Here is a 24,624-nt window from a genome sequence, read left to right on the forward strand (position 1 = left end):
TCACTTCAAACCGTCGAGAATCTCGTCGACCTTTTCGATCGTGAGACGCTCGTGGTAGTGACCATTGACCGTCATCGCCGGCGCGTACACGCACGCAGCGATGCATTCTTCTTCCTGCTTGAGATACACGCGACCGTCCGCCGTGCTCTCGCCAAGCTTGATGCCGAGTTTCTTTTCGCAATGACGCACGATGTCTTCAGCGCCGTTGAGCCAGCACGAGATGTTGGTGCAGATCGCAACGTTGTTGCGCCCGACCGGCTTGGTTTCCAGCATCGAATAGAAGCTGGCCACTTCGTACGCCCACACCGCCGGAAGGTCGATGTATTTGGCGACGGCCGTGATCAGCTCGTCCGTCAGGAAGCCATCGTTCTGCTCTTGCGCGGCGAACAATGCCTGGATCAGCGCCGAGCGCTTGCGATCCGGCGGAAACTTGCCCAACCAATGATCGATGTGATGACGCGTATGCTCGGTAAGCACGACGAGCGGATCGATGTGCTTGACCTGCTCGTAATTTCCGGTGGCTTTCATGTGTTCGTATCCTCCGGGCTCAGCGATCGACTTCGCCGAACACGAGGTCATAAGTGCCGATGACGGCGACCGCGTCGGCCAGCATGTGGCCACGCACGACAGCATCCATCGACGAGAGATGCGCAAAACCAGGCGCGCGCAGATGCACGCGGAACGGCTTGTTCGCACCGTCGGAAACGAGGTAGCAACCGAATTCGCCCTTCGGCGCTTCGACCGCGGCGTAGGTTTCGCCGGCCGGCACGCCGTAACCTTCGGTGAAGAGTTTGAAGTGATGAATCAGCGCTTCCATGTCTTCCTTCATGGCTTCGCGCTTGGGCGGCGCAACCTTGAAGTTTTCCACCATCACCGGGCCGGGGTTGGCGCGCAGCCATGCCACGCACTGCTTGATGATGCGATTGGACTGGCGCATTTCTTCGACGCGCACCAGGTAACGGTCGTAGCAGTCGCCGTTGACGCCGACCGGGATGTCGAAATCCATCTCGGCGTACTTCGCGTACGGCTGCTTCTTGCGCAGATCCCACGCAATGCCCGAACCGCGCAACATCGCACCCGTCATGCCCCACTGCTGGGCCATTTCCGGCGACACGATGCCGATTCCGACGGTGCGTTGCTTCCAGATGCGGTTGTTGGTAAGCAGTTCTTCGTACTCGTCGACCTTGGTCGAGAAGTCGGTGGTGAACGCGTCGAGGTAATCGAGCATGGAACCTTCGCGCCAGCTGTTGAGGCGCTTCAGATCCTTGCCCTTGTGCCACGGCGATTCGCGGTACTGGGACATTTTGCCCGGCAGATCGCGATACACGCCGCCCGGGCGATAGTACGTGGCGTGCATGCGCGCGCCGGAGACCGCTTCGTAGCAGTCCATCAATTCTTCGCGTTCCCGGAAGGCGTACAGAAACACCGCCATCGCGCCGAGATCGAGCGCGTTCGAACCCACCCACATCAAATGATTGAGGATGCGCGTGATCTCGTCGAACATCGTACGGATGTACTGCGCACGCACGGGCGCTTCGATGTTCAGCAGCTTTTCGATCGCAAGCACGTAGGCGTGCTCGTTGCACATCATCGACACGTAATCGAGGCGATCCATGTAACCGATCGACTGATTGAACGGCTTGGATTCGGCCAGCTTTTCGGTACCACGATGCAGCAGACCGATATGCGGATCGGCACGGACGACGGTCTCGCCGTCCATCTCCAGCACCAGGCGCAACACGCCGTGCGCAGCAGGGTGCTGCGGGCCGAAGTTCATCGTGTAATTGCGAATTTCTTGTGCGGACATGCTCAATTCTCCCGCCAGTGGTCGGCGGCTTCCGCCTGGGCCTGAATCAGGTCGGCGTCGTCGCGGATCACGCGCGGGACCAGCACGCGCGGTTCGATCGAAACAGGTTCATAGATCACACGCTTCTGCTCGGGGTCGTAGCGCACTTCGACGTTGCCGATCAGCGGGAAATCTTTGCGGAACGGATGGCCGACGAAACCGTAGTCGGTCAGGATGCGGCGCAGATCCGGGTGACCGTCGTAGATGATGCCGAACAAGTCGAACGACTCGCGTTCGAACCAGTTCAGACCCGGCCAGATATGCACGAGCGACGGCACCATCGGAAGACTGTCGTCTTCGCAGAACACGCGCACGCGCACGCGCTGGTTGAGTTCGATCGAAAGCAGATGGACGACGGACGCGAAGCGACGCGGAATCGACACCAGACGCGGACGATCCGCCCACGTGAAACGACCTTGCGCTTCGCCTTCCACGCCACGCGAGAAACCGGTGCCGGACACGTCGGTGGTGTCCCATTCGGTCTGGCCGTAGCCGAGATAGTCGACGCCGCACAGGTCGACCGCTTCGGAGAAGCGGAATCCGGCTTCGTCGCGCAACGCGGTGGCGACGGACAACAAGTTGGAAGCGGCGACTTCCGCCGTGGTCTGACCATGCGAAACGGTGATTTTCACCATATCGCCAAATCGCGCGGAGAGGCGCTCGGCCAGCGAGTTCAATTGTGTATCGCTCATGACGACGCCTTTCAGGAACGCGCGATGGTGCTGGTACGACGGATCTTCTTTTGCAACTGCAAAATGCCGTGAATCAACGCCTCGGCCGTGGGCGGGCAGCCCGGCACGTAGATGTCTACCGGAACGACACGATCGCAACCGCGCACCACGGAATAGGAGTAGTGGTAGTAACCACCACCGTTAGCGCAGCTGCCCATCGAGATCACCCATTTCGGGTCGGGCATCTGGTCGTAAACTTTGCGCAGCGCGGGGGCCATTTTGTTGACCAGCGTGCCGGCGACGATCATCACGTCGGACTGGCGCGGGCTGGGACGGAACACCACGCCGTAGCGATCCAGATCCAGGCGTGCGGCGCCCGCATGCATCATCTCGACGGCGCAGCAAGCGAGACCGAAGGTCATCGGCCACATCGAACCGGTGCGCGCCCAGTTCATCAGAGCGTCCACGCTGGTCGTCACGACACCGCGCTGAATAACGGGATTGTCGCCAGCCGGACGCAGGATGTCGTCCACCAGGTTCAACGGCTGCGGGTTGTGCATCACCCGATCTAAGGCGGAGATCACTCCCATTCCAGCGCTCCCTTCTTCCACACGTAAGCGAAACCGACCACCAGCAGCAGCAGGAACAGGCCCATTTCAATGAGCGCCACGATGCCGATGTGCTGGAACACCACCGCCCACGGAAAGAGGAAGGCAATTTCCAGATCGAAAATGATGAAGAGGATGGCGAGGAGGTAATAGCGCACGTCGAACTGCATGCGCGCATCCTCGAAGGCCTCAAAGCCGCATTCGTACGGCGAGTACTTCTCTGAGCTGGGACGACGGGGTCCGACCAGCAGGCCGAGCACCACGAGGACAATTCCCATTCCGGCGGCAACGGCTAGGAACAGGAGAACGGGCCAATATTCGGCGAGCACGGTTTAACTTACCTCCGCACTACATGAGTGCATCAGTGACCGTCGGGGCAAACGGTCCGGAAGTTCAAATCAGCGGGCTGCCAGCATGTGGATGCGGGCGCTCGACAATCCACGGGACGAGCCCGGGGATCACGATATTGTATCAGCGGGTACGGGTAGCCCTACAAGCCTTGTGTGGCGCACCATGGGGCATTTCTTGCAATAAATTTGCAGCGATCGATGCCTTTGGCACGATCCTTCGATGCAGCCACCGTCTTGACGCAGCGATTTTAGAAAAGCCAAGTCGAGCGATATCGACTTACATGGTCTGCGTGGCGCGCTCGGAGCCAAGTGCCCCCGCGAGCAGCGATTCAATTCGGCCGCGTGCGGCTTCACCATCGCTCGAATCGTTGAATTGCACGCCGATGCCGGCCGTACGGTTACCTTGCGCGCCGATCGGGGTGATCCACACCACCTTGCCGGCCACCGAGAGCCGCTCGCTTTCGTCGATCAAACTGATCAGCAGAACCACCTCGTCGCCCAGCGAGTAGCGCTGCGCGGTGGGGGCAAACAGGCCGCCATGCTTGAGGAACGGCATGTACGAGTTGTACAGCGACGCCGTGTCCTTGAACTTCAGCGAGATGATGCCCTGGCGGGCGGCGACCGGGTTCATGCCTACTCCTGTCGTGCGGCGCTGTCGGCGAATGACGAGGGTACATCGTAACCACCCCACCCTGCCCACGCAAAGGTTTGCGCGACAAAGCGCGAGCCAATCCTCACACGGCCTGCCAGCCCCAATGGTCGAAGATCCAGGGGGAAGGCCAATCCAGATGGAGCTTCACAAAGACAGGCCCTTCGCTCACGCCTCGCAGTCGATAGGCGCCGTCCGCATCCCGATCCAAGGGCGCATCCCCCCAGGACCCATCGCGAACACCCGATGGCGTGGCGACCAGCAAGCGCAACCAGCGCCGCAAGGACATGGGCGGACGCCAAGGCAACTTTCCACTGCCAACCGCACCATCGACCACGGCATAACACTCGGCACCGCTCGCCAAGCGATGCATGCGTTTCCCGCTGAGCGCCATTTGCGTCCGGTGTTCGGCCAAGGCCTGCAGCTTGCGCTCTTGCTGTTCCGGTATGGGATCGATCGATAGCGGATAGGCCGACGTATCCGCCGCGCCATGCACGGGGTAAGCCCATAGCGTGGGCGCGGGATGCATACCCGCCAGCGCCAGGCGACACAATACGTGCGCTGCGCCGTGATCCGGGTGACTGTCCCGCAACGCGGGGCAACAGATCAGGTTCGGTTGAAAGGTCTGCACGGCGGCGCGCAATGCCGCAACGGATCCAACGAAGTCGTCGCCAAGGCGCGCCGTTATTTCCATGTCCTGCCAACCCAATGGGTGCAGCGCGGACGCAGCGGCGCCTAATTGCGCCAACGCGCGCATTACTTCGTCGCGTCGCCGAATGCCCCACCGTTTGCGTGCGGCAGCATCGATGATAAATCGGCGCTCCATGTAACGCTGCGGCCAAGGATTATTGTCGCCGTCCGTCATCAACAGAACGCAGACCGCTCCGCCCGCGGCCAAAACCTGTTGCAGCAAGAGACCGCAACCGATCGTTTCGTCATCCGGATGCGGCGCGACAACCAGCAGACGGGTTTGCGCCGACACGGACGACGATGGCATCAACGCCAGCGCCCCAGCAATTCCAGCAACATCAGATCGCCACGCAACGGACCGCGCAATGCTTCGCGCGTGCGATTGGCTGCGTCGTACCACGCCGCCAACTCTTCGCCGCTGAGCACGCTGGACAGTGGCGCGGATTGCGTGGTCGTACGCGCGCGAATTTCATCGGCAACGGCTTGCGCTGCAAACCATAGGCGTTGTTCTGGCGCGTCATCGAGCCAGCGCTTGCTCATGGTCATGGCATCGCCACGACCGGACGCGAGCGCGGCGAGATCTTTGCGAACGTCTTGGCGCTGCGTCAGCGCCCCCTCTTCCGCCCACTTACGCGCAAGACCGGGATTGCCGCCCGCCGCGTCCAGCGCAACTTGCGCATCTTTCACGCCGAGGCTCTTTAGCCACGCCAACGATGCCTCTTTCGAGGGCAATTGGAAATCGATGCGCTGGCAACGGCTGCGAATCGTCGCCGGCATACGCCATGGCGCATCGGCCACCAGAATCAGCATCGTTTGCGTGGCTGGCTCTTCCAACGTCTTGAGCAAGGCGTTCGCCGCAGCGTTGTTCATGGCGTCGGCGGGATCGATGCTGGCGATTTGCCAACCACCGAACTGACTGGCCGTCGCCAGGCGCGCCGAGAGCTCGCGTATTTGATCGACCACGATGTCCGAACGCTGCACGCCGTCTTTGCGCAAACCGAAGCTCAGCGAAACGTAATCGGGATGCGTGCCGGCGTCGAGCAGCAAGCAACTGCGGCACGTGCCGCAGGCATCGCCATCGTTAGGATGTTGGCAAAGCAGCCCGCGCACAAAACGGCGGAGAAAATCGCGCTTGCCCAAGCCCTGCGGTCCGCACAACAACAACGCATGCGGCAACGCATCGCGTTGGCGGCGTGCTTGCAGACGCGTCCAAAGCTCGGCGTGCCACGAAGGAATGCTCATGCTGCGGCCTCGAACAAATGTTCCGTCGCGGCGATCGCGGCTTGCAAAACTTTGTCGGGAGATGCGCTCGCGTCGATGACGCGGAAACGCTGCGGTTCGTTTTGCGCACGCGCACGATAGGTTTCGCGTACACGTTCGAAAAATGCGTCCGCTTCCGTTTCGATCCGATCCGCCGCGCCACGACCCGCGGCACGCGCGCGCCCCGTCGACACAGGCAGATCGAGCAGCAAGGTCATATCCGGCTTCAAACCGGCGCACGCCCAACGCTCCAGTTCGGCAATGCGTTCCATCGGTTGCCCGCGCCCACCGCCTTGATACGCGTAGCTTGCATCGACGTAGCGATCGCACAACACCCATTGCCCCGCGTCCAGCGCCGGTGCGATGCGTTCGCGCACCAATTGCGCGCGCGCCGCAAACATCAGCAGCAGTTCGCTCTCTGCGCTGATCGACGAATGCGCCGGATCTAGCACGATCGCGCGAATCGATTCGCCCAATGGCGTGCCACCGGGTTCGCGAACTTGCAACAGCGTTACGCCTCGCGCCACCAAATGGTCGCGCAATCCGGCGAGCAAGGTGCTCTTGCCCGCGCCTTCGCCGCCTTCCAGTGAAATGAAACGTCCGCGTTGCGTCATTTGCAGTGCTTCAGTTGATAGCAGGCGACATTGCGATTTTGTTCGTCCAACGTGCTGGCGAAAATGTGTGTACCGTCGCCGCGCGCTACGAAATAAAGCGCATCGCCCGGCGCGGGATGCAACGCCGCTTCGATCGCAGGCTTACCAGGCATGGCGATCGGCGTCGGCGGAAGGCCGGGACGCGTATAGGTGTTGTACGGCGTATCGGTCGTCAGATCGCTTTTGTGGATATTGCCGGTGTAACTCGACCCCATGCCGTAGATTACGGTCGGATCCGTCTGCAGCAACATGTTCTTTTGCAGACGACGAACAAAGACGCCAGCGACCCGCGAACGCTCGTCGGCGCGACCGGTTTCTTTTTCGATAATCGACGCAAGGATTAACGCGTCGTAAGGCGAATGGAGCGGCACATTAGGATCGCGTTGCGCCCATAGCGAAGCTAGCGTTTTCGTCATGGCCTCGTGCGCGCGACGAAGTACGTCCAGATCGCTGTCGCCTTTTACGTACGCATACGTTTCCGGCAAAAAACGGCCTTCGGGTTTCTCGCCCGGCGCACCGAGTTTTTGCATGATCGCTGCGTCGTCCAGACCATCCGTATCGTGTTTCAGCTTGTCAGCTTTCGACAGCGATTGCAGCACGTCGCGAAATGTCCAACCGTCGACAATGGTGACATTGCGCTGCATCACTTTGCCTTGCGCCATGTTATCGAGCAGCTGCTCCGGCGTAATGCTGGGCGTGACGGCGTATTCGCCAGCATGCAGTCGACCGGCGACGTGCATGCGCTCGGCCAACAGCCGCCAATAGAACGGCGCGGAGGTGGTCAATCCTTCGGCGCGCAATTGGTGCACGATGTCCTTGAAACTGGTGCCGCGCCCGATATCGATGCTCTCGCCCGTCGCGCTAACGCGCAGCGGCGTCACGGCAAACCGGTTGAAGTCGCGCCAGAACCAACCCGCAGCGGCGACGAACGCCACTAACAGGACGAACAGCACGAACCGCCCAAACGCGCGACCGTGTTGATTACCGCTACGATTCATGCCTGCTCCATCGGGAAACCCAGTTCACGCCAATGCCGCTGCACCGCGCGGACGACTGGGCCGGGAGCGTACACGGTATCGCCCACGGCCTGAACCGGCAGAATGCCGCGAACGCTGGAACTGAGAAAGAGCTCGGAGGCGCCCAGCGCTTCGTCGATCGGTAGATCCCGCACCCGGCAACCCGGAAACGCGCCCAATATCGCCGCGCGGGCTACGCCGGCCACACCGCAGCGATCCACCGATGGCGTGGTCAGTTCGCCGTCGATCATGGCGAAAAGATTGGCCGACGTCGCCGACACGACGTGCCGACGGCTATCGCAAACGAGCCCCTCGGCAAACGACGGATCGGTCCATTCCACGCGAGCTAGTACCTGCTCCAGCCGATTGAGATGTTTGATGCCGGCCAGCAGCGGTTGATCCGCCAGCGTCGTTTCGCAGCGATACAATCGTATGCCGTCGATATAAAGATTTGCCGATATCGCCGGCATCGGAAACGCCGCAACAATGCGGGTAGGCAAGGTTTCATCGGGCAACGCATAACCCCGCTGACCCACGCCGCGAGTCAGGGTAAGTCGCAGCACGCAACGCTGCAGATTCCCGACAACCGTTTGCGCCTCTTGCCATAGCAACGCGCTATCCGGAGGCGGCATGCGCAAGCGCTCGCAACCGATCGCCAGGCGCTGCATATGCCTCGCCCACAAAGGTGCGACTTTGCCTTCGAAGCGAATCGTCTCGAAAAGACCATCGCCGTAGCTCAGCCCACGATCGAGCGCTGAGACGCTCTCGCGCAGCTGGCCGTCGATCAGCATCATTAGCCGGCCGCTCCCAGAGCGCGCAACATGCCACGCGCCTTCGCACGCGTCTCGTCCAATTCTTTGACGGGATCGGAATCGGCCACGATGCCGGCGCCGGCGCGCAAACTCACGTCATGGTCGTGCAAGGTGAGTGTGCGAATGAGGATGTTCAAATCCAGATCGCCGTTGCGATCCAGGTAACCCAAGGCGCCGGTGTAAGCGCCGCGTGGCGCATCCTCGAGCGATGCGATGATTTCCATGCAACGCACTTTGGGACAACCCGTGATCGTGCCGCCCGGAAACGTCGCTGCAATCACCTGCCCCGGCGTCACGCCATCGCGTAATTTTCCGCGCACGTTGGAAACGATGTGATGCACATGCGCGTAACTTTCCACGACCATCAGTTCGTTCACTTCGACCGTGCCCGGTTTGCAGACGCGGCCGAGATCGTTGCGCTCCAGATCGATCAGCATGACGTGCTCGGCGCGCTCTTTCGGATGCGCCGTTAGTTCACGAATACGCGCCAGCTCATCGTCGCCGGCCACGCGTGGCCGCGTACCCGCAATCGGACGCGTTTGCGCCACGCCGCGCCGCACTTCGATCAAGCGCTCCGGCGAGGAACTGACCACGGCCCAATCTTTTTGCTGCAGCAATCCTGCGAAGGGCGCGGGATTGGCGCGACGAAGCGCGGCGTAAAGACTGGCGGCCGTTGGCGCTTTGGCAAATTTCGCACGCCAAGCACGCGACAGATTGGCCTGAAACAAATCCCCCGCATGCAAATGCTCGTGAATGCGCGCTACGCCATCGAGAAACAGCGATGGCGTGTCTTCGTCGATGGCCGATGGGGTCGCTAACGATGGAATCGTCGGCGACTGTGCAAGGTCCGCCTCCATCGTATCGAGCCATGCATCGTGCCCTGCCTCCGCCACCAACACGGTACGCTCGCGCAAGTGATCGACGATGATGGCGGCCGGACAGCGGATCGCCAACGCAACGGGCAGAATCTCCGAATGATGCAGGTGCAACGTCGGCTCGATTTCCGCAGCAAGCTCGTAAGCAAGCAACGTCACCCAGCCGCCGTGAAACGGAAGTCCATCGTCGGCGCCGTAGGGTAAACGCTCGGCATGCCACGCAGCGTCCAGCGCATCGAGAAATCGGCCAGAGTGCACACGTCCATCGGGTTCGTGGACAAGGCCGTCGGACGTCAACGTGAGCGTTGACTGCGGAAACGCAAACAAAATGTCGTAACGCGCGTGCGCGCTACTGCGCGTAACGCTTTCCAACAATGCGGGATAGCGCTCCGGACATGCAGCGGCCGGCGCGAGGAGATCGCGCCGGCCGGCAAGAGTACGAGTTGCGCAGGTCACTAGGGATGCTCTGACAATGCTACGCAGGCGTCACCGGCTTTGTTCGTTCGCAGGCCACAGGACCATCGGCGAAGGCAGACTGGCTGTCTGTCGAGACGATGGGCCGAAGGCACGCGGACGGACAAAGCCGGCCCGTAGGGTGATGTCCAGAAGGCTCGCAGGCTGCGCCGCGCGGCTTGAACAGACGGCCAGTCTGCCCTGCGCCGCGCAACACACCCTGCGAGCCTTCTGGACATCATGCCGCCTACGTAGCATTGATCAGAGCATCCCTAGATGCGACGGAATGCGATCGTACCGTTGGTACCGCCAAAGCCGAACGAGTTGGAGATGGCGATATCGATCTTCGCCTCGCGCGCCGTGTTCGCCACGAAATCAAGATCGCAGCCTTCACCCGGTTCATCGAGATTGATCGTCGGCGGCAACACCTGATCGCGCATCGCGAGGATGGTGAAGATGGCTTCCACGCCGCCCGCCGCACCCAGCAGGTGTCCGGTGGTGGATTTGGTGGAGCTCATCGCCAACTTGTACGCGTGATCGCCGAACACGCGCTTGGCTGCCAGCACTTCGCCGAGATCGCCCAACGGTGTGGAGGTGCCGTGCGCGTTGATGTATTGCACGTCGGACGGATTGATCTGACCGTCGCGCAGCGCCGAGTCCATGCAGCGTCCCGCACCTTCGCCGCCCTCGCTGGGCGCGGTGATGTGGAAAGCGTCGCCGCTCATGCCGAAGCCGACCAGCTCGGCGTAGATTTTCGCGCCGCGCGCTTTGGCGTGTTCGTATTCTTCGAGCACCAGCACGCCGGCGCCGTCGGACAACACGAAACCGTCGCGATCCTTATCCCAGGGACGGCTCGCCTTGGTGGGTTCGTCGTTGCGCGTGGACATCGCCTTGGCCGAGCAGAAGCCCGCCATCGCCGTGCCCGTGGTCGCGAATTCGGAACCGCCGGCCACCATCACGTCCGCGTCGCCGTACTGAATCATGCGCATCGCCAGACCGATGTTGTGCGTGGCGGTGGTGCATGCAGTGACGCACGCGATGTTCGGACCTTTGAGACCGAACATGATCGACAGATTGCCCGACACCATGTTGATGATCGAGCTGGGCACGAAGAACGGCGACACGCGTCGCGGACCTTTTTCGTGCAAATCGATGGAGGTGTCTTCGATGGTATTGAGGCCACCGATGCCGGCGCCCACCGCCACGCCAATGCGCGGCGCGTTGGCTTCCGTAATTTCCAATCCGGAATCGCGCAGGGCTTGCGTACCCGCGGCGATGCCGTAGTGGATGAACGGGTCCATTTTTTTGACATCTTTCGGGGCGATCCACTGCACCGGATCGAAATCGCGCACCTGACCGGCGATGCGCGTGGCATACGTCGATGCATCGAAGTGCGTAACGTTGCCAATACCACTGACGCCCTTGAGGATGTTGTTCCAGGCGGTGGCGATGTCGTTGCCGACCGGCGAGATGATGCCCATGCCGGTCACTACCACACGTCGTTTGCTCATGGATCGAATTCCTTGCTGGTTCGGGAAAGATCAGCCCTCAGGCATCACCTTCCGCAAATCGCGATGCGCGCCGATCACGCAAACCATACGGGATCGGACGTTGCAAATTGCAGAAACGAAAACTGCGCCGAGATGGCGCAGCTTCCGATATCGCTACGTGGTGCAGGGGACGCGATGTGACTCGCCCCGCCACGAGGATTACTCCTTGGTGTGAGCCTTGATGTAATCGACGGCCTGCTGCACGGTGGTGATCTTTTCGGCTTCCTCGTCGGGAATTTCGGTTTCGAATTCCTCTTCGAGCGCCATCACCAATTCAACCGTGTCCAGCGAATCCGCGCCGAGGTCGTCAACGAACGAAGAGTTCGGTTGAACCTCGTCTTCCTTCACGCCAAGTTGCTCGACGACGATTTTCTTGACGCGTTCTTCGATGGTGCTCATGTTGCGTGTGCCTCCCAAGGGATATGTTCGTCTTGCCGATTTTTCCACCGGCAAAGTCTGCGGCATTGTAGTGGCTAAGCCGCGAAGCCGCCAATTATATGCCAGAAATACAAACCGCCACGGGTGTTGCGCGGCGTGAAAGCGCCGATTGTCGCCCAAAACGGGCTCCGTGACGACTTTTTTTCGGTTTAACCAACTTCTAGCAAATCGCCGGGTTTCAAACGAAACGGCGAATCTTCCGGCTGGAACTTGTGCCCGCCCGGTCCTTTTCAAGCATGCCTGCTTGAGAAAGCCCGATCTCAGGGCATATACATGCCGCCGTTGACGTGCAAAGTCTCGCCGGTGATATAGCCCGCCGCCGACGAGGCCAGGAAGCCAACGGCCTTGGCGATATCGCCGGGCTCGCCCAGACGACCCAGAGCAATCTGACCCAGTAGCGCCTGCTTGGATTCTTCCGGCAAGCCGCGCGTCATGTCGGTGTCGATAAAGCCCGGCGCCACCACATTGACCGTGATGCCGCGCGAGCCGATTTCGCGCGCCAGCGATTTGGAGAACGCGATGATGCCCGCTTTCGCCGCGGCGTAATTGGCCTGCCCCGGATTGCCGGTAAGTCCGATGACCGATGCGATGGAAATGATGCGGCCCTTGCGCGCTTTCATCATGCCGCGCATCACCGCCTTGGACATGCGATAGACCGACGTAAGGTTGGTATCGAGGATGGCCTGCCAGTCTTCGTCGCGCATGCGCAACAACAGTTGGTCGCGCGTGATGCCGGCGTTGTTAACCAGAATCGACACTGCGCCGAATTGCTTGGCGATATCGTCGATCAAGGCTTCGGACGATGACGCGTCCGTCACATTGAGTACACGTCCATGACCGCCGTGAGGAGCGAGCCGCGCCTCGATCGCCGCCGCGCCCGATTCACTGGTCGCCGTACCGATAACGGTAGCGCCCATGGCCGCCAGTTCGTCGGCGATGGCTGCGCCGATACCGCGGCTGGCGCCGGTGACCAGTGCGATTTCACCTTGCAGTGTGCTCATTCTTCGATGTCCTTGGGTGAAGCGAGATTCGATGATGAAAGAAGCTTCAAGTCCACTCGTTGCGCGCGGCTTCGAGTTCGACAGGCGTACCGATCGCGCGCGCTTCAACGCTCTTGTCGATGCGCTTGATCAGACCCGCCAACACTTTGCCCGGACCGCATTCGGCAATGCACGTCGCGCCGCCGGCCACCAGCGCTTGCACGCACTCGGTCCAACGCACGGGCAAATAGAGCTGACGCTGCAGCGCGCCGCGAATGTCTTCCAGCAATGCGTAACTGCGCGCTTCGGCGTTTTGCACGACAGGAATCGTCGGCAACTGCCACGCGATAGACGCCATGCGCTCGCCCAACTTGTCCGACGCTTCGCGCATCAACGCGGTGTGCGACGGAACGGAAACGGCTAATTTCACCGCCTTCTTGATACCTTGCTCGGCGAGCTTCGCCAACGCGCGATCGACCGCTTCCGCGTTGCCGGCAATCACAAGCTGTCCGGGTGAGTTGTAGTTCGCGGGTGCAACAACTTGCCCTTGCGCAACTTCTTCGCACACCGCAGCGATCTGCTGATCGTCGCCGCCCAAGATCGCCGCCATCGCGCCGACGCCGGGGGGCACAGCGGCCTGCATCAAGCGTCCGCGCTCGGCCACCAGGGCCGCCGCATCGTGTAGCGACAACGCGCCTGCACAAACCAGCGCGCTGTATTCGCCCAAGCTGTGCCCGGACAATTGCGCAGGTTGCGCGCCGCCAAGTTTCTGCCATACGCGCCACACCGCCACGCTCGCGGCAAGCAAGGCCGGCTGCGTATTTTCGGTGCGATTGAGTTGATCTTCCGGACCCTGCTGGCTAAGCGCCCACAGATCGACGCCTGCGCCTTGCGAGGCTTCGTCGAACGTGGCTTTCACGTCGCTGTGAGCGGCCGCCAAATCGGCAAGCATGCCGACCGATTGCGAACCTTGGCCGGGAAAAACGAAAGCGAGCGATGCGGACGATTGAGTCATGAACGGGCGCAGTCCACCGATAAAAACGAAATGGTGCCATCAAAGCGCGACGTACGCAGCCGTATTCGGCTGCGCGCGACGTGGGGCAAGAACGTTTTGGATCAGTAACGCAGCAGCGCCGACGCCCAGGTAAACCCGCCGCCGAAGGCTTCCAGCAGCAAATTCTGACCGCGCTTGACCTTGCCCGAACGGACGGCCGCATCGAGCGCCAACGGCACCGAACCTGCGGACGTATTGGCATGTTGATCGACGGTGACGATCACCTGATCCATCGACATGTTCAAGCGCTTGGCTGTGGCTTCGATGATGCGCAAGTTGGCCTGATGCGGAATCAGCCAATCCAGTTGCGACGCGTCCATGCCGGCCGCGCCGAGCGTTTCTTCGACCAGCGAATCGAGCGTCTTGACCGCTACCTTGAACACTTCGCGACCGGACATGCGAATGCGCACGCCGTGATTGGGCTCGTCCTTGAAGCCCACCGATACACCGACCGGGTTGTACAGCAATTCTTTGTGACCGCCGTCCGCGTGCAAGCACGTGGCGTAGATGCCAGGCTCGCTGGAGGCTTCCAGCACGACCGCGCCCGCACCGTCGCCGAAGAGCACGCAGGTTTCGCGCTCATTCCAGTCGATCATGCGCGTGAGCGTTTCCGCACCGATCACCAGCACTTTCTTCGATTGGCCGCTGCGAATGAATTTGTCCGCAATGCCCAGGGCGTAAACAAAGCCGGAGCACGCCGCGTTGACGTCGAACGCCGCGCAGCCGTTGGCGCCCAGACGGTGCTGAACCAGACACGCGGTGGAGGGAAAAATGATATCGGGCGTGGTCGTGCCCAGGACGATCAGATCGAGTTCCGACGCCTTGACGCCAGCCGCTTCCAACGCGCGCTGCGCGGCAAGCGTGGAAAGATCTCCCGTGGTCTCTCCTTCCGCCGCGATATGACGCTGACGAATGCCGGTGCGTTCGCGAATCCACTCATCGCTGGTGTCGACGAATTTTTCGAGATCGGCGTTGGTGAGAACGCGTTCCGGCAGCGCGCTGCCAGTGGCGAGGATGCGGGAGTAGATCTGAGCCATTGAATATCCATCAGCGGGCGGAGGTGCTTCGGACATCCGTCATGACGGTAGGCCGAATACCAAGATCGCAACGTTACGTTGCCGAGACAGCCCGTTCAATAGGTTCTGCAGCAGGTTTCACAGAACGCAAAGCGGCGCGTTGCCGCGCCGCTTTGTTCGAACCGGCTTCCTGGAGCGTGGACCGCTCCGGGCGTGCTCAGTCTTCGTCGACCACTGCGACGTTGGTGTCGACCACTTTCTTGCCGCGGTAGTAACCGTCGGCCGTCACGTGGTGGCGGCGATGCACTTCGCCGCTGGTCGGATCGGTGGCCAACTGGACAGTGCTCAACTTGTCGTGCGAGCGACGCATGCCGCGGGTGGACGGGGTCTTGCGGCTCTTTTGAACGGCCATGATGGTTTCTCCAGCTAAATCATTTGTTCTTGAGTTCGCGCAGTACCGCGAACGGGTTATCGGGACGCTCTTCGGCGGAAAGGGCTTCCTCCGACGGGCGGATTACTTCTTCGGGCAGCACGCCGTCCGGGTTGACCGGCACCAGCGGCAGCGCCAACAACAATTCGTCCTCGATCACATCGACCGGGTTCAGCTTGTCGTCCTCGGCGATCAGCAGCGGCTCGCATCCCGGCGGAAGCGCGGCTTCCTCACGTTCGGAACGAATCAGGCCCAGACGGCTATCCACCGTCACGGGCATGACAAACGGCTCGAGCGTGCGCTGACAAATCAACCACAAGGGCGCTTGAACGCGAACATCAACGTAGGCGGTACCGTACTCGTCTCGACCGAAATCGAGCTCGTACTGGGCCGAACCTGCATCATCCGCCAGCGCCTCGCATAAGCGAGACATTGCGGCGATGGGCAGTGACCCCTGGAACGAACGCCGCGCGGAAACCATGCGCCAAGCGTCCACGGACTCTGGCAGTGTCGCGGACATAACCGGGAAATAGTAAGTTTCTCGCGACGTTAAGTCAACCGCACGCGCCTCCCACAATGGGGGCGCAAACCACATCACACACCCTTGCCTACAGCTTTGCCTGAATGAGGCGCATGCGGCAGACTGCCGCCAACCACCGCCTGAGCCGACAATCCCTTGGACACTTACCTGACGCTCGGCCTGGCTGTCCTGCTGATTTTACTGGCAGTCGCCCTGGCTGGCACCTTCTTGTTGCGACGCTTGAACCGGCGCAACGCCAGCCTCCGGCGCCTGCTTGAGCTGGCCGACCGGGTGGAAGCCGATCTGAAGGCCTGCCGCTCCCGCCTGATGCAGGCGCACGCCGTAATGTCCATGAACCCGGACCTACCCGCCGCCAGCGAGCAAGAGGCCGCCGACGCCGTCGACGCCGGCCTGCGCGCCTTGCTGCAGAAGCGCATCTGGATCCGGGATAAGGCGCCCACCGCAACCCAGGGCGAGCTGGACGCCGCAGCTGAGGACATGGATCAGACTCGCGAACGCCTGCTCCCCTTGCTCCAGGCCCTAGGCCAAGCCCAGAACGAGCTGGATACCGCCATGCGCGAACATATCCGGCAGGACTCGCGCCCGTGACGGCTCCGCCGCGGGTGGTGCTCGGCTCCACGTCCCGCTACCGCGCCGAGCTGCTCAGTCGGCTGGGCCTGCATTTCGAGCTGAAAGCGCCGGGCACGATCGAAACTGAACTGCCAGGCGAAGACCCCGCCATCCGCGCCATGCGTCTGGCCACCACCAAGGCGACCGATGCGGGGGCAGATTTGGCCGATGCCTTGGTGATCGGTTCCGATCAGGTGGCCGAACTCCACGGCGCCTTGCTGGAAAAACCGGGCACGACCGAGCGTGCCTTTGCGCAGTTGAGCGCCTGCTCCGGACACGTGGTGAATTTTCATACGGCGCTATGCGTGCTCGATACGCGCAGCGGCGCGCGTTACACGCATCTGGATCTCACGCGCGTCCACTTTCGCCAGCTTCAGCCGGACGAAATCGAACGCTATATCGAACGCGAGCAACCATTGGATTGCGCCGGCAGTTTCAAATGCGAAGGGTTGGGCATCAGTTTGTTTCAGCGCATTGAAAACAGCGATCCAACGGCGTTGATTGGTTTGCCGCTTATCGCACTGGCGCAACTACTGCGTGAAGCAGGACTTAGCGTGCCTTGAGCGATTCCACATACGCCAGGTAATTTTTCCACGCCACGCAGTCGTTCGCGTTGGCCGCATTATCTGCAGGCGGCGTATTTCCGATTTTCCCCCGATAAAACGCCTCGCTCTTGCGCCCCTCCAACAAGCTCAGCCGCTGCACCGGCTGCAAGTCTTCCACGCGCATACATAGCGATTTCAACCACGCTTCACGCTCACGTTCGCGCACCATGTATTCATCCACGACAAGCAGCACCGATTCGCCTGGATGCGAACGACGCAACGCCCTTTCATCCGTGCCCCACAAAGCCACTTGCGGTGCGCGTCCGTATTTCGCGTTGAGCGGGTTATTGAGCGTGTAAATCTGGCGCTGGCCGTCGAATTGAAAATCGAGTTCGGCGGCCATCATGAAGTTGTCCGCCACCAACAGTGCTGGCTGCGCGGCGAGTTGCGTCTTGGCGATATCGGCGCTCTCCCGCCAGCCGACAAACGCCGTGGGGATGGCGCGCGCAGCGCCAAGCCAACGCGCCGTAGCGGGAGAGGCAACCAAGCCGAGGTACGCGAGCCCTGCAACCAGCACGAGCATGCCCAGCCCTGCTCCGACAACGACCATCGGTCGCCAAACGCGCGTACGCAACTTGTCTTGCAGCAACGCCGGTAACGCCGCCAACAACGGCAAATAACCCGGCAGCGGCCAGTGCACGCGAAAGCGTTGATCGTCGGCAAACAAGCCCGCGACGAAATACACGACCAAAAACGTGATCGACACGGCGGCAATCACATCCCACGGGCCGCTTTCATCACGTCGCCGCCAGCAATGCCACGCCGCCCATAAAAGACATGCGTACAGAATCGGCGTGCAAGTAACGGCTTGCTCCAACGGCTGTATCAACGTGTCGGCGTGAAAGCGCCACGGATTGCGTTCGATCAATTGAAACGCGACGCCCGCACCGTGCAGCTGCCAGTTCGAAATAATCAGCGGCAGAAGTCCCAAGGCGGCGACGAACATCGCCAGCCAAAATCCCGAGCGCCTCCACTGCGCACGACCACGCGGCGCCAAGGCCAGCAAAAACACACCGGCGAGCATGAACATCGCGGCGCGGTAGTGACTCATCCAACACACAGCGAGCGCGATGCCGAGCAGCAACCAATCGCGCCTGCGGTTTATATCCATGGCGCGGAGCAACGCGAACGCCGCGATCATGCCGGCGACGGTCAACGGCACGTCAGGCATCGCCATCACACCCAGACTTCCGGCCAGTGGCAGGCAAAGACAAAGCAGCCCGGCCTGCCATCCGGATCGCTCGTCGAAAGCGTATCGACCGAACCACACCAGCAGCCAGGGCAAGCTACTGCCGAGCACTAGAAACGGCCAACGCATGCCCAGCAATCCATGTCCAGCCACGTCTTCGCCCAGCCGGATCAGCCAGGCCGTCATCGGCGGCAGGTCGCTATAGCCCCATGCCAGATGGCGGCTTTCCTGCCAGTAGAACGCTTCATCGCCGAAAGGCTGCACGGTCGCCGCAAGTACCAGCTTCACCAGAAACAGACACAGGAACACTGTGACGAAAGCCGCTCGCCAGCGCGCAATGCTCGCGACTACACTGGGATCGCCTCCCCTATCTGTCCTCGGCATCCGTAAATCCATGTCAGCCATCACTCCGCTTCGTGATGAAAATCTGCAAAAGCGTCTGCATGCCGCTATCGCGCAGGTGAACAAAGTTCTGCTCGGCAAGGCGCGTCAGGTCAAGCTGGCGTTTACCTGCCTGGTCGCCGGCGGGCATCTGCTGCTGGAAGACGTGCCCGGCGTCGGCAAAACCACGCTGGCCCATGCGCTGGCGGCAAGCTTTGCGCTGGATTTTCAACGCGTGCAATTCACCAGCGACTTGCTGCCGTCCGACATTATCGGGGTCAGCATGTACGAGCGCGAGACCGGTCAGTTCCGTTTTCATCCAGGCCCCGTCTTCGCCGGCTTGTTGCTGGCCGACGAAATCAATCGCGCCACGCCGAAAACGCAGAGCGCTTTGCTGGAAGCGATGGCCGAACGCCAGGTGACGGTGGACGGACAAACGCATGCCCTGCCCGATCCGTTCTTCGTGGTCGCCACGCAGAATCCGCTGGATCTCGCCGGCACCTTCCCGTTACCCGATTCGCAGCTCGATCGTTTCATGCTGCGCGTATCGCTCGATTACCCCGACGCCAGCGCCGAGCGCGAATTGCTGACCGGCAGCGATCGGCGTGACCTGCTTACGAATCTCATACCGCAACTCGATGCGCCCAGTCTCGCCACCTTGCATCGGCAAGCGCAAACCATCACGGCGAGCCCGGCGTTGCTCGATTATCTGCAGGCGCTCTTGGCAGCCAGTCGCCGGCATCCTGATGTGCGCGTGGGTCTCTCGCCACGCGCCGGACTTTCCTTGCTGGCGGCGGCGCGTGGATGGGCGATGCTCAGCGATCGTGGGCATGTGTTACCCGAAGATCTGCAAGCGTTGTTCGTCCCGCTCGCCGCACATCGATTGGTCGCCACACGTGGCGCCAGCGGCGAAACACTGGCGCGTACGCTCTTGAACGAAGTCGCGGTTGACTAAGGAAAGACCGTGATACCCGCGCAGCTTCAGCGCCTGCAGCAATGGGCCGAACGCCGGCTGCCCGCGTTGACGCGTCACCGCAGGCAAGAAGAGCTGCCGATCGAACTGCATCGTCGCCGCATCTACATCGTGCCGACCGGATTCGGCATGGCCTTCACCTTATTGTTGCTGGTGATGTTCGTTGGCAGTCTCAACTATTCCAACAACGCCGCCCTGCTGCTGACATGCTTGCTCGGCGCTGCAACCTCGATCAGCATGTTGATCGCGTTCCGCACATTGAATGGTTTGCGCATCCGAGGTGTGCGCGCGGGGCACGCCATCGCGGGACAACCGATCGATATCACGTTCGATGTCGAAGCATCCAGTCTGCGACAAGCCGTTCGACTCGATGTCGCCGACGCTACGCAGGCGTTTGACGTCAATCGTCGCTCCGATGTCACGGTAAGCATCCCCACGGAGTTTCGCGGCTGGTTATCCGTGCCGCGTTTTCGCATCTGGACCACGTGGCCGCTCGGTTTGTTTCGTGCGTGGAGTTGGGTGAATCCACACTACGCCGTCTTGGTGTGGCCGCGCCCAGAATTGTTCGGACCGAGTCCTACCGTTCCACTCGACGACCATCGCAAGCAACGACTGCATCGTGGCGAAGACCTCGCATCGTTACGCGATTACCGTAGCGGCGATTCCATCCGGCATATCGCCTGGAAAGCGAGCGCGCGTCACGAGAACCTGCTGGTCAAAGATTACGAACAACCCGAAGCCAAAGAGGAATGGCGGCTCGATTGGCGACATCTGCGCGGCCTGGACAACGAAGCCCGCATTTCGCGTCTCGCTCGCTGGTTGGACGAAGCGCAAGCCCAAGGCCGTCAATGGAGCTTGTGGCTGCCCAGCGACGTCATCGACATCGGCAGCGGACCTTCTCACTATGCGCGCTGCATGAGCGCCTTGGCGCTGCTGCCGTGATCGGTCTTTGGAAATCCAAACCTGCGCATCCTCCGGTGCGAATCGCCGATCGCACGTTTGATCTGCTCTGCCTTACCACAGCGTTTGTTCTTGCCGTTCACGCGCCGCATCTTCCGGTTTGGCTGACGGGCGCATTGGTCGGCGCCCTCGGCTTGCGATGGTGGCAGCGACGATATCGGCCTGGTCGTGTGCCGGCATGGCTGAAAGTACCGATGCTGGTGATTCTGGTGGGCGCGGTGATTCTCAATTACGGCAACGTGTTCGGTCGCGAACCGGGATCGGCGCTCGCATCCGGCTTGCTGGTGTTGAAACTTACGGAAAGCGAAGCGCCTCGCGATGCGCGTGTCGGGGCCGCCTTCGCATGCTTCTTGTTGATGGCCGCGTTGCTCTTCGATCAAAGCATGGTGGCGACGTTTGTGGTGGCGATCGGCTTATTGCCGGCGTTGACGACGTGGCGCTCGCTCGAACCGACGCAAACGACGACGCCACTTGCGCGTCAATTGCTACCCTCGCTTGCCTTATTGGTCGCCTCGCTGCCGCTAGCGCTTTTCGCTTTCATGCTGCTGCCGCGACTGAGTTCGCCGATCTGGGGCACATCCAATCAACAAGCCGCGCGCACGGGCTTAAGCGATCACATGTCGCCCGGCGACTTCTCCGAATTGCTGACCGACGACACCGCTGCGATGCGCGTCAGTTTCGACGGTCCGCCTCCGCCATCGAGCCTGCGCTATTTCCGTACCTTTGTGCTGTGGGATTACGACGGCAGGGATTGGACACGGCTCGAACATCCCAGCGATGTTCCGATTCCCGTCGACGCTGGCGCTTCCATCCGTTATCGAATTAGCTTGGAACCGTCGCATCAACGCGTGCTGCCGATGCTCGATGTGCCGGTGCAAACGCCTGCCGATGCGCACACCCATGCGGATGGCGAGGTCTTTTCGGACAAGCCGGTCGACGATGCGCGAGATTACACGGCCCGCTCCGCGCTGCGTTATCAGCTGCAACCGAACTTGGATGTCGCCAGCCGCATGCGCGCGCTGCAGCTTCCCGCCGGCTTCGATCCGCGCGCCCGTGCACTCGCCGGGCAATGGCGCCAACGCTTCGGTCGCGACAACGGAGCGATCATCCGAGCGGCCCTGACGATGTTCCACAACGACGGCTTCAGTTACACGCTGCTGCCCGCGCCGTTGGGGCACGATTCCGTCGACGATTTTCTGTTCAACACGCACGAAGGTTTTTGCGAACACTACGCCTCTGCATTCACCGTCCTGATGCGCGCTGCCGGCATTCCTGCGCGCGTGGTGACCGGCTATCAGGGCGGCTACTGGAACAACATCGCGCAATATCTGCTTGTACGTAACGCGGATGCGCATGCTTGGAGCGAAGTGTGGCTGGAAGGACGCGGCTGGGTGCGCGTCGATCCCACGGCGGCAGTGCGACCGACGCGCATCTCGCAAGGCGCCTCAAGCGCCGCCGGCAGCCAGCTGCCTTGGTACGAATCGGGCATGCTGCAATCGGCGCGAAATCAGTGGGACATCGTCAACCGATGGTGGAGCCAAAGCGTTATCGGTTTCGACGCACTGCGCCAGCGTGGACTGCTGACTCCGTTCGGCATTCGCGAGACAGACACCGACATGCTGTTAAAGCTGCTGGTTATCTGCACGGCGGTGTTTGGTGCAGCCGGGTTGTCGTGGGCGTTATGGCGTCGGCCGGAAGGCGACCCCGCCCTCGCGGCCCTGCGCGCGTTGGAGCGAAAGCTTACGCGCGCGGGCATCTTCCGCGGGCGCGGCGAGGGACCGCAGCATTTCCTTCGTCGCGCGATGCGCGCACTGCCTGGCCAACGTGCGGAATTGGATTTTTTGATGAGGTGCTATATCGAACTGCGCTACGCGACCCTTGAACCCACCACTGAATCACTGCGCACCTTTCGACAGGCGGTACGGAATTTCCAACCGCGCCGCGTGGTCTAAGCAGGGCGCAACGATGTAGCATGCATCCGCCCACGATGGAGAAAAACACCATGTCTCCCCTCTTTCGATTTCTAAGCCTCGCAGCAGCCACCGCGCTGTTGGCCGCGTGCGCCACGGTGCCGCAGCCGCTGCAGGGCAACTTCGCCCCCGTCACGTCCACAGGCGCGCAGCAAGGTGGCGCCAATGGCACGCAAGTGCGCTGGGGCGGCGACATCATCAGCACCGAACCTGGTCAGCAATCGACCTGCTTCTACGTACTGGGCCGTCAGCTCGACGATCAAGCGCGCCCGATTCGCGACAACACCAACACGCAGGGACGTTTTGTCGCCTGTCGCGCGGGCTTCTACGATCCGGAAGTGTTCAAGCCCGGTCGCGAGATCACGGTCACCGGCACGCTGCAGGGCGTGGTGTCGCGCAAAGTTGGCGATTACGACTACGCCTATCCGCGCGTCGAAGCCAATGTCGTTTATCTGTGGCCGAAGCGTCCGATGGTCGTCGGCTATCCGTATGGCCCGGGCTGGTACGACCCGTTCTGGGGCCCGTATTGGGGGCCTTATTGGGGTTGGGGCGGCCCGTATTGGGGCGCCTGGGGCGGTTGGTATGCGCCGCCTGCGGTGATCGTGGTGCGTCGTCACCGCTGATTACCTAAAGCTTCGACAAAAAACGCCGGCATCTGCCGGCGTTTTTTTTATGTAGCGATAGCGTCGAAAATTAACCCGGCGGCCAGTGCATGCGTCGTCCGGCCAACAAGTGCACGTGCAGATGAAACACAGTCTGTCCTCCGTGCTCGTTGCAGTTGATCACCACGCGATAACCGTCTTGGCTGAGACCTTCGCGTTTGGCGTAATCGGCGGCGGCGAGCACCAGCTTGCCGAGCAACTCCGCATCCGCAGGCGTCGCGTCGTTCAACGTCGCGATGGCGCGCTTGGGCACGAACAACACATGCGTGGGAGCCTGCGGATTGAGATCGCGAAACGCGAGCACGTCGTCGGTTTCGTAGACGATATCGGCAGGAATCTCGCGACGTACGATTTTGCCAAAGATGGTGTCGCCCATATTCGTTTCTCCGTTTCAGGCTATTTAGTCAACGGATTGCCGGCTGCCGAACGCATGCGCCAGCGTGCCACGATCCACATATTCCAACTCGCCGCCCAACGGCACGCCATGCGCGAGTCGCGTCGGGCGAATGCCTGCGGCGCGCGCAAGCTGCGCCAGATAGTGCGCGGTGGCTTCGCCTTCCACCGTCGGGTTGGTTGCAAGAATCAGTTCTTCGACCTCACCTTCGGCCAAACGCTCGCTCAGGATGCCGAATCCGAGTTCTTCAGGGCCCAAACCATCCAGCGGCGACAACCGTCCCATCAACACAAAGTACTGACCGCGATAGCCCGTTGCTTGCTCGATGGCGGCGAGATCCGTGGGCGATTCCACGATACACAGCACATGGCGGTCGCGACTGGTGCTGGCGCAGATGGCGCACTCGGATGTCTCGCTGAAATTGCGGCAGCGCGTGCAATGGCCGATCTTCTGCATCGCTTGCTGCAACACGGTCGCGAGTTTCAATCCGCGCTCGCGTTCGCGCTCAAGCAAATGGAACGCCATGCGTTGCGCGCTTTTGCCGCCCACGCCGGGCAGGCAACGCAGGGCTTCGATGAGTTCGTTGAGAAGTGGGGAGCCGCTCATGATGTCTATTTAGTCCCGCTGCCCAAGAGGCAGCGGAACATCATTGTCAAAACGGCATCTTGAAGCCGGCGGGCAGATTCATGCCTGCAGTGAGTCCGCCCATTTTGTCCTTGCTCGCCTGCGCCACTTTGTTCACGGCGTCGTTGATCGCCGCGGCGACCAAGTCTTCGGCCATTTCCGGATCGTCCGCAAACAGTTTGCGATCGATCTGCACACGACGCACTTCGTGCGCGCCACTCATCACCACGGTGACCAAGCCGCCGCCGGAGCTGCCGGTGACTTCGAGTTTGGCGATTTCTTCCTGCGCGCGCTTCATGTCTTCTTGCATGCGCTGCGCTTGCTGCATGAGTTGACCGAGTTGTCCTCGCATAACACTTAACTCC

Annotated in this window: 29 protein-coding genes; 6 read left to right on the forward strand and 23 right to left on the reverse strand. The window is 61.4% G+C overall.

Annotation, left to right across the window (positions count from 1 at the left end; genetic code table 11):
- From nuoE to L0U79_RS14995, 19 genes are all read right to left on the reverse strand, one after another.
- Complete coding sequence (nuoE, locus tag L0U79_RS14905; RefSeq protein ID WP_233843039.1) at positions 1-528, reverse strand: NADH-quinone oxidoreductase subunit NuoE; 528 nt, start codon at positions 526-528, stop codon at positions 1-3.
- Positions 529-547: 19 nt separating this feature from the next.
- Positions 548-1,807, reverse strand: coding sequence for an NADH-quinone oxidoreductase subunit D (locus tag L0U79_RS14910; RefSeq protein ID WP_233843040.1), 1,260 nt, complete (start codon positions 1,805-1,807; stop codon positions 548-550).
- A 2-nt stretch (positions 1,808-1,809) separates the two neighbouring features.
- Positions 1,810-2,538, reverse strand: a complete 729-nt coding sequence (locus tag L0U79_RS14915) for an NADH-quinone oxidoreductase subunit C (RefSeq protein ID WP_233843041.1) — start codon at positions 2,536-2,538, stop codon at positions 1,810-1,812.
- Between the two features lie 11 nt (positions 2,539-2,549).
- Complete coding sequence (locus L0U79_RS14920) at positions 2,550-3,107, reverse strand: NADH-quinone oxidoreductase subunit B (protein ID WP_233843042.1); 558 nt, start codon at positions 3,105-3,107, stop codon at positions 2,550-2,552.
- Complete coding sequence (gene ndhC, locus L0U79_RS14925) at positions 3,098-3,454, reverse strand: NADH-quinone oxidoreductase subunit A (RefSeq protein WP_233843043.1); 357 nt, start codon at positions 3,452-3,454, stop codon at positions 3,098-3,100. Before ndhC ends, L0U79_RS14920 begins: the two co-directional genes overlap by 10 nt.
- A 298-nt stretch (positions 3,455-3,752) precedes the next feature.
- A complete protein-coding gene (locus L0U79_RS14930) occupies positions 3,753-4,106 on the reverse strand; it encodes a PilZ domain-containing protein (RefSeq protein ID WP_233843044.1) in 354 nt (117 codons plus the stop codon).
- A 103-nt stretch (positions 4,107-4,209) separates the two neighbouring features.
- Positions 4,210-5,121 carry a PIG-L deacetylase family protein gene (locus L0U79_RS14935; protein WP_233843045.1) on the reverse strand — a complete coding sequence of 304 codons (912 nt, stop codon included), beginning with the start codon at positions 5,119-5,121 and terminating at the stop codon, positions 4,210-4,212.
- Complete coding sequence (gene holB / locus L0U79_RS14940) at positions 5,121-6,056, reverse strand: DNA polymerase III subunit delta' (protein ID WP_233843046.1); 936 nt, start codon at positions 6,054-6,056, stop codon at positions 5,121-5,123. Before holB ends, L0U79_RS14935 begins: the two co-directional genes overlap by 1 nt.
- A complete protein-coding gene (gene tmk / locus L0U79_RS14945) occupies positions 6,053-6,688 on the reverse strand; it encodes a dTMP kinase (RefSeq protein WP_233843047.1) in 636 nt (211 codons plus the stop codon). The genes holB and tmk overlap by 4 nt, the downstream gene beginning before the upstream one ends.
- A complete protein-coding gene (gene mltG / locus L0U79_RS14950) occupies positions 6,685-7,725 on the reverse strand; it encodes an endolytic transglycosylase MltG (RefSeq protein ID WP_233843048.1) in 1,041 nt (346 codons plus the stop codon). Before mltG ends, tmk begins: the two co-directional genes overlap by 4 nt.
- Positions 7,722-8,537 (reverse strand): aminodeoxychorismate lyase, encoded by an 816-nt coding sequence (pabC, locus tag L0U79_RS14955; protein ID WP_233843049.1) that lies wholly within the window; start codon positions 8,535-8,537, stop codon positions 7,722-7,724. Before pabC ends, mltG begins: the two co-directional genes overlap by 4 nt.
- Positions 8,537-9,886, reverse strand: a complete 1,350-nt coding sequence (locus tag L0U79_RS14960; RefSeq protein ID WP_233843050.1) for an aminodeoxychorismate synthase component I — start codon at positions 9,884-9,886, stop codon at positions 8,537-8,539. The genes pabC and L0U79_RS14960 overlap by 1 nt, the downstream gene beginning before the upstream one ends.
- Positions 9,887-10,155: 269 nt before the next feature.
- Complete coding sequence (gene fabF, locus L0U79_RS14965) at positions 10,156-11,394, reverse strand: beta-ketoacyl-ACP synthase II (protein ID WP_233843051.1); 1,239 nt, start codon at positions 11,392-11,394, stop codon at positions 10,156-10,158.
- A gap of 198 nt (positions 11,395-11,592) precedes the next feature.
- Positions 11,593-11,832: an acyl carrier protein gene (acpP, locus tag L0U79_RS14970; protein WP_233843052.1), complete on the reverse strand. Its 240-nt coding sequence runs from the start codon at positions 11,830-11,832 to the stop codon at positions 11,593-11,595.
- A 299-nt stretch (positions 11,833-12,131) separates the two neighbouring features.
- Complete coding sequence (fabG, locus tag L0U79_RS14975; protein WP_233843053.1) at positions 12,132-12,872, reverse strand: 3-oxoacyl-ACP reductase FabG; 741 nt, start codon at positions 12,870-12,872, stop codon at positions 12,132-12,134.
- A gap of 46 nt (positions 12,873-12,918) precedes the next feature.
- Positions 12,919-13,866 carry an ACP S-malonyltransferase gene (gene fabD / locus L0U79_RS14980; RefSeq protein WP_233843054.1) on the reverse strand — a complete coding sequence of 316 codons (948 nt, stop codon included), beginning with the start codon at positions 13,864-13,866 and terminating at the stop codon, positions 12,919-12,921.
- A gap of 101 nt (positions 13,867-13,967) precedes the next feature.
- Positions 13,968-14,942, reverse strand: a complete 975-nt coding sequence (locus L0U79_RS14985; protein ID WP_233843055.1) for a beta-ketoacyl-ACP synthase III — start codon at positions 14,940-14,942, stop codon at positions 13,968-13,970.
- Between the two features lie 196 nt (positions 14,943-15,138).
- Complete coding sequence (rpmF, locus tag L0U79_RS14990) at positions 15,139-15,333, reverse strand: 50S ribosomal protein L32 (RefSeq protein WP_233843056.1); 195 nt, start codon at positions 15,331-15,333, stop codon at positions 15,139-15,141.
- A 19-nt stretch (positions 15,334-15,352) separates the two neighbouring features.
- Positions 15,353-15,832 (reverse strand): YceD family protein, encoded by a 480-nt coding sequence (locus L0U79_RS14995; protein WP_233843057.1) that lies wholly within the window; start codon positions 15,830-15,832, stop codon positions 15,353-15,355.
- 195 nt (positions 15,833-16,027) lie between these two features.
- Here L0U79_RS14995 and L0U79_RS15000 point away from each other — a divergent pair, with 195 nt between their 5' ends.
- The gene (locus L0U79_RS15000) at positions 16,028-16,480 is read left to right on the forward strand and encodes a hypothetical protein (protein ID WP_233843058.1); all 453 of its coding nucleotides are present in this window, start codon (positions 16,028-16,030) and stop codon (positions 16,478-16,480) included.
- Positions 16,477-17,064, forward strand: a complete 588-nt coding sequence (locus tag L0U79_RS15005; RefSeq protein ID WP_233843059.1) for a Maf family nucleotide pyrophosphatase — start codon at positions 16,477-16,479, stop codon at positions 17,062-17,064. Before L0U79_RS15000 ends, L0U79_RS15005 begins: the two co-directional genes overlap by 4 nt.
- Here the strand turns inward: L0U79_RS15005 and L0U79_RS15010 are convergent.
- Positions 17,051-18,679, reverse strand: a complete 1,629-nt coding sequence (locus L0U79_RS15010) for a glycosyltransferase family 39 protein (protein WP_233843060.1) — start codon at positions 18,677-18,679, stop codon at positions 17,051-17,053. The genes L0U79_RS15005 and L0U79_RS15010 overlap by 14 nt on opposite strands.
- Positions 18,680-18,689: 10 nt before the next feature.
- Here L0U79_RS15010 and L0U79_RS15015 point away from each other — a divergent pair, with 10 nt between their 5' ends.
- The 4 genes from L0U79_RS15015 to L0U79_RS15030 are packed head-to-tail and all read left to right on the forward strand — an operon-like array spanning position 18,690 to position 23,202.
- A complete protein-coding gene (locus L0U79_RS15015; RefSeq protein ID WP_233843061.1) occupies positions 18,690-19,631 on the forward strand; it encodes a MoxR family ATPase in 942 nt (313 codons plus the stop codon).
- Between the two features lie 12 nt (positions 19,632-19,643).
- The gene (locus tag L0U79_RS15020; protein ID WP_233843918.1) at positions 19,644-20,591 is read left to right on the forward strand and encodes a DUF58 domain-containing protein; all 948 of its coding nucleotides are present in this window, start codon (positions 19,644-19,646) and stop codon (positions 20,589-20,591) included.
- Positions 20,588-22,561: a DUF3488 and transglutaminase-like domain-containing protein gene (locus L0U79_RS15025; RefSeq protein WP_233843062.1), complete on the forward strand. Its 1,974-nt coding sequence runs from the start codon at positions 20,588-20,590 to the stop codon at positions 22,559-22,561. The genes L0U79_RS15020 and L0U79_RS15025 overlap by 4 nt, the downstream gene beginning before the upstream one ends.
- Before the next feature lie 50 nt (positions 22,562-22,611).
- Positions 22,612-23,202 carry a Slp family lipoprotein gene (locus tag L0U79_RS15030; RefSeq protein WP_233843063.1) on the forward strand — a complete coding sequence of 197 codons (591 nt, stop codon included), beginning with the start codon at positions 22,612-22,614 and terminating at the stop codon, positions 23,200-23,202.
- 70 nt (positions 23,203-23,272) lie between these two features.
- Here the strand turns inward: L0U79_RS15030 and L0U79_RS15035 are convergent, their stop codons facing one another.
- From L0U79_RS15035 to L0U79_RS15045, 3 genes are read right to left on the reverse strand one after another with little or no spacing between them, the layout of a single operon-like run.
- Positions 23,273-23,617, reverse strand: a complete 345-nt coding sequence (locus L0U79_RS15035; protein ID WP_233843064.1) for a histidine triad nucleotide-binding protein — start codon at positions 23,615-23,617, stop codon at positions 23,273-23,275.
- Between the two features lie 24 nt (positions 23,618-23,641).
- The gene (gene recR, locus L0U79_RS15040) at positions 23,642-24,241 is read right to left on the reverse strand and encodes a recombination mediator RecR (protein WP_233843065.1); all 600 of its coding nucleotides are present in this window, start codon (positions 24,239-24,241) and stop codon (positions 23,642-23,644) included.
- Between the two features lie 46 nt (positions 24,242-24,287).
- Complete coding sequence (locus L0U79_RS15045; RefSeq protein WP_233843066.1) at positions 24,288-24,611, reverse strand: YbaB/EbfC family nucleoid-associated protein; 324 nt, start codon at positions 24,609-24,611, stop codon at positions 24,288-24,290.
- Positions 24,612-24,624 lie beyond the last annotated feature (13 nt).

Source organism: Dyella sp. 2HG41-7 (assembly GCF_021390675.1).
Taxonomy (GTDB): domain Bacteria; phylum Pseudomonadota; class Gammaproteobacteria; order Xanthomonadales; family Rhodanobacteraceae; genus Dyella_B.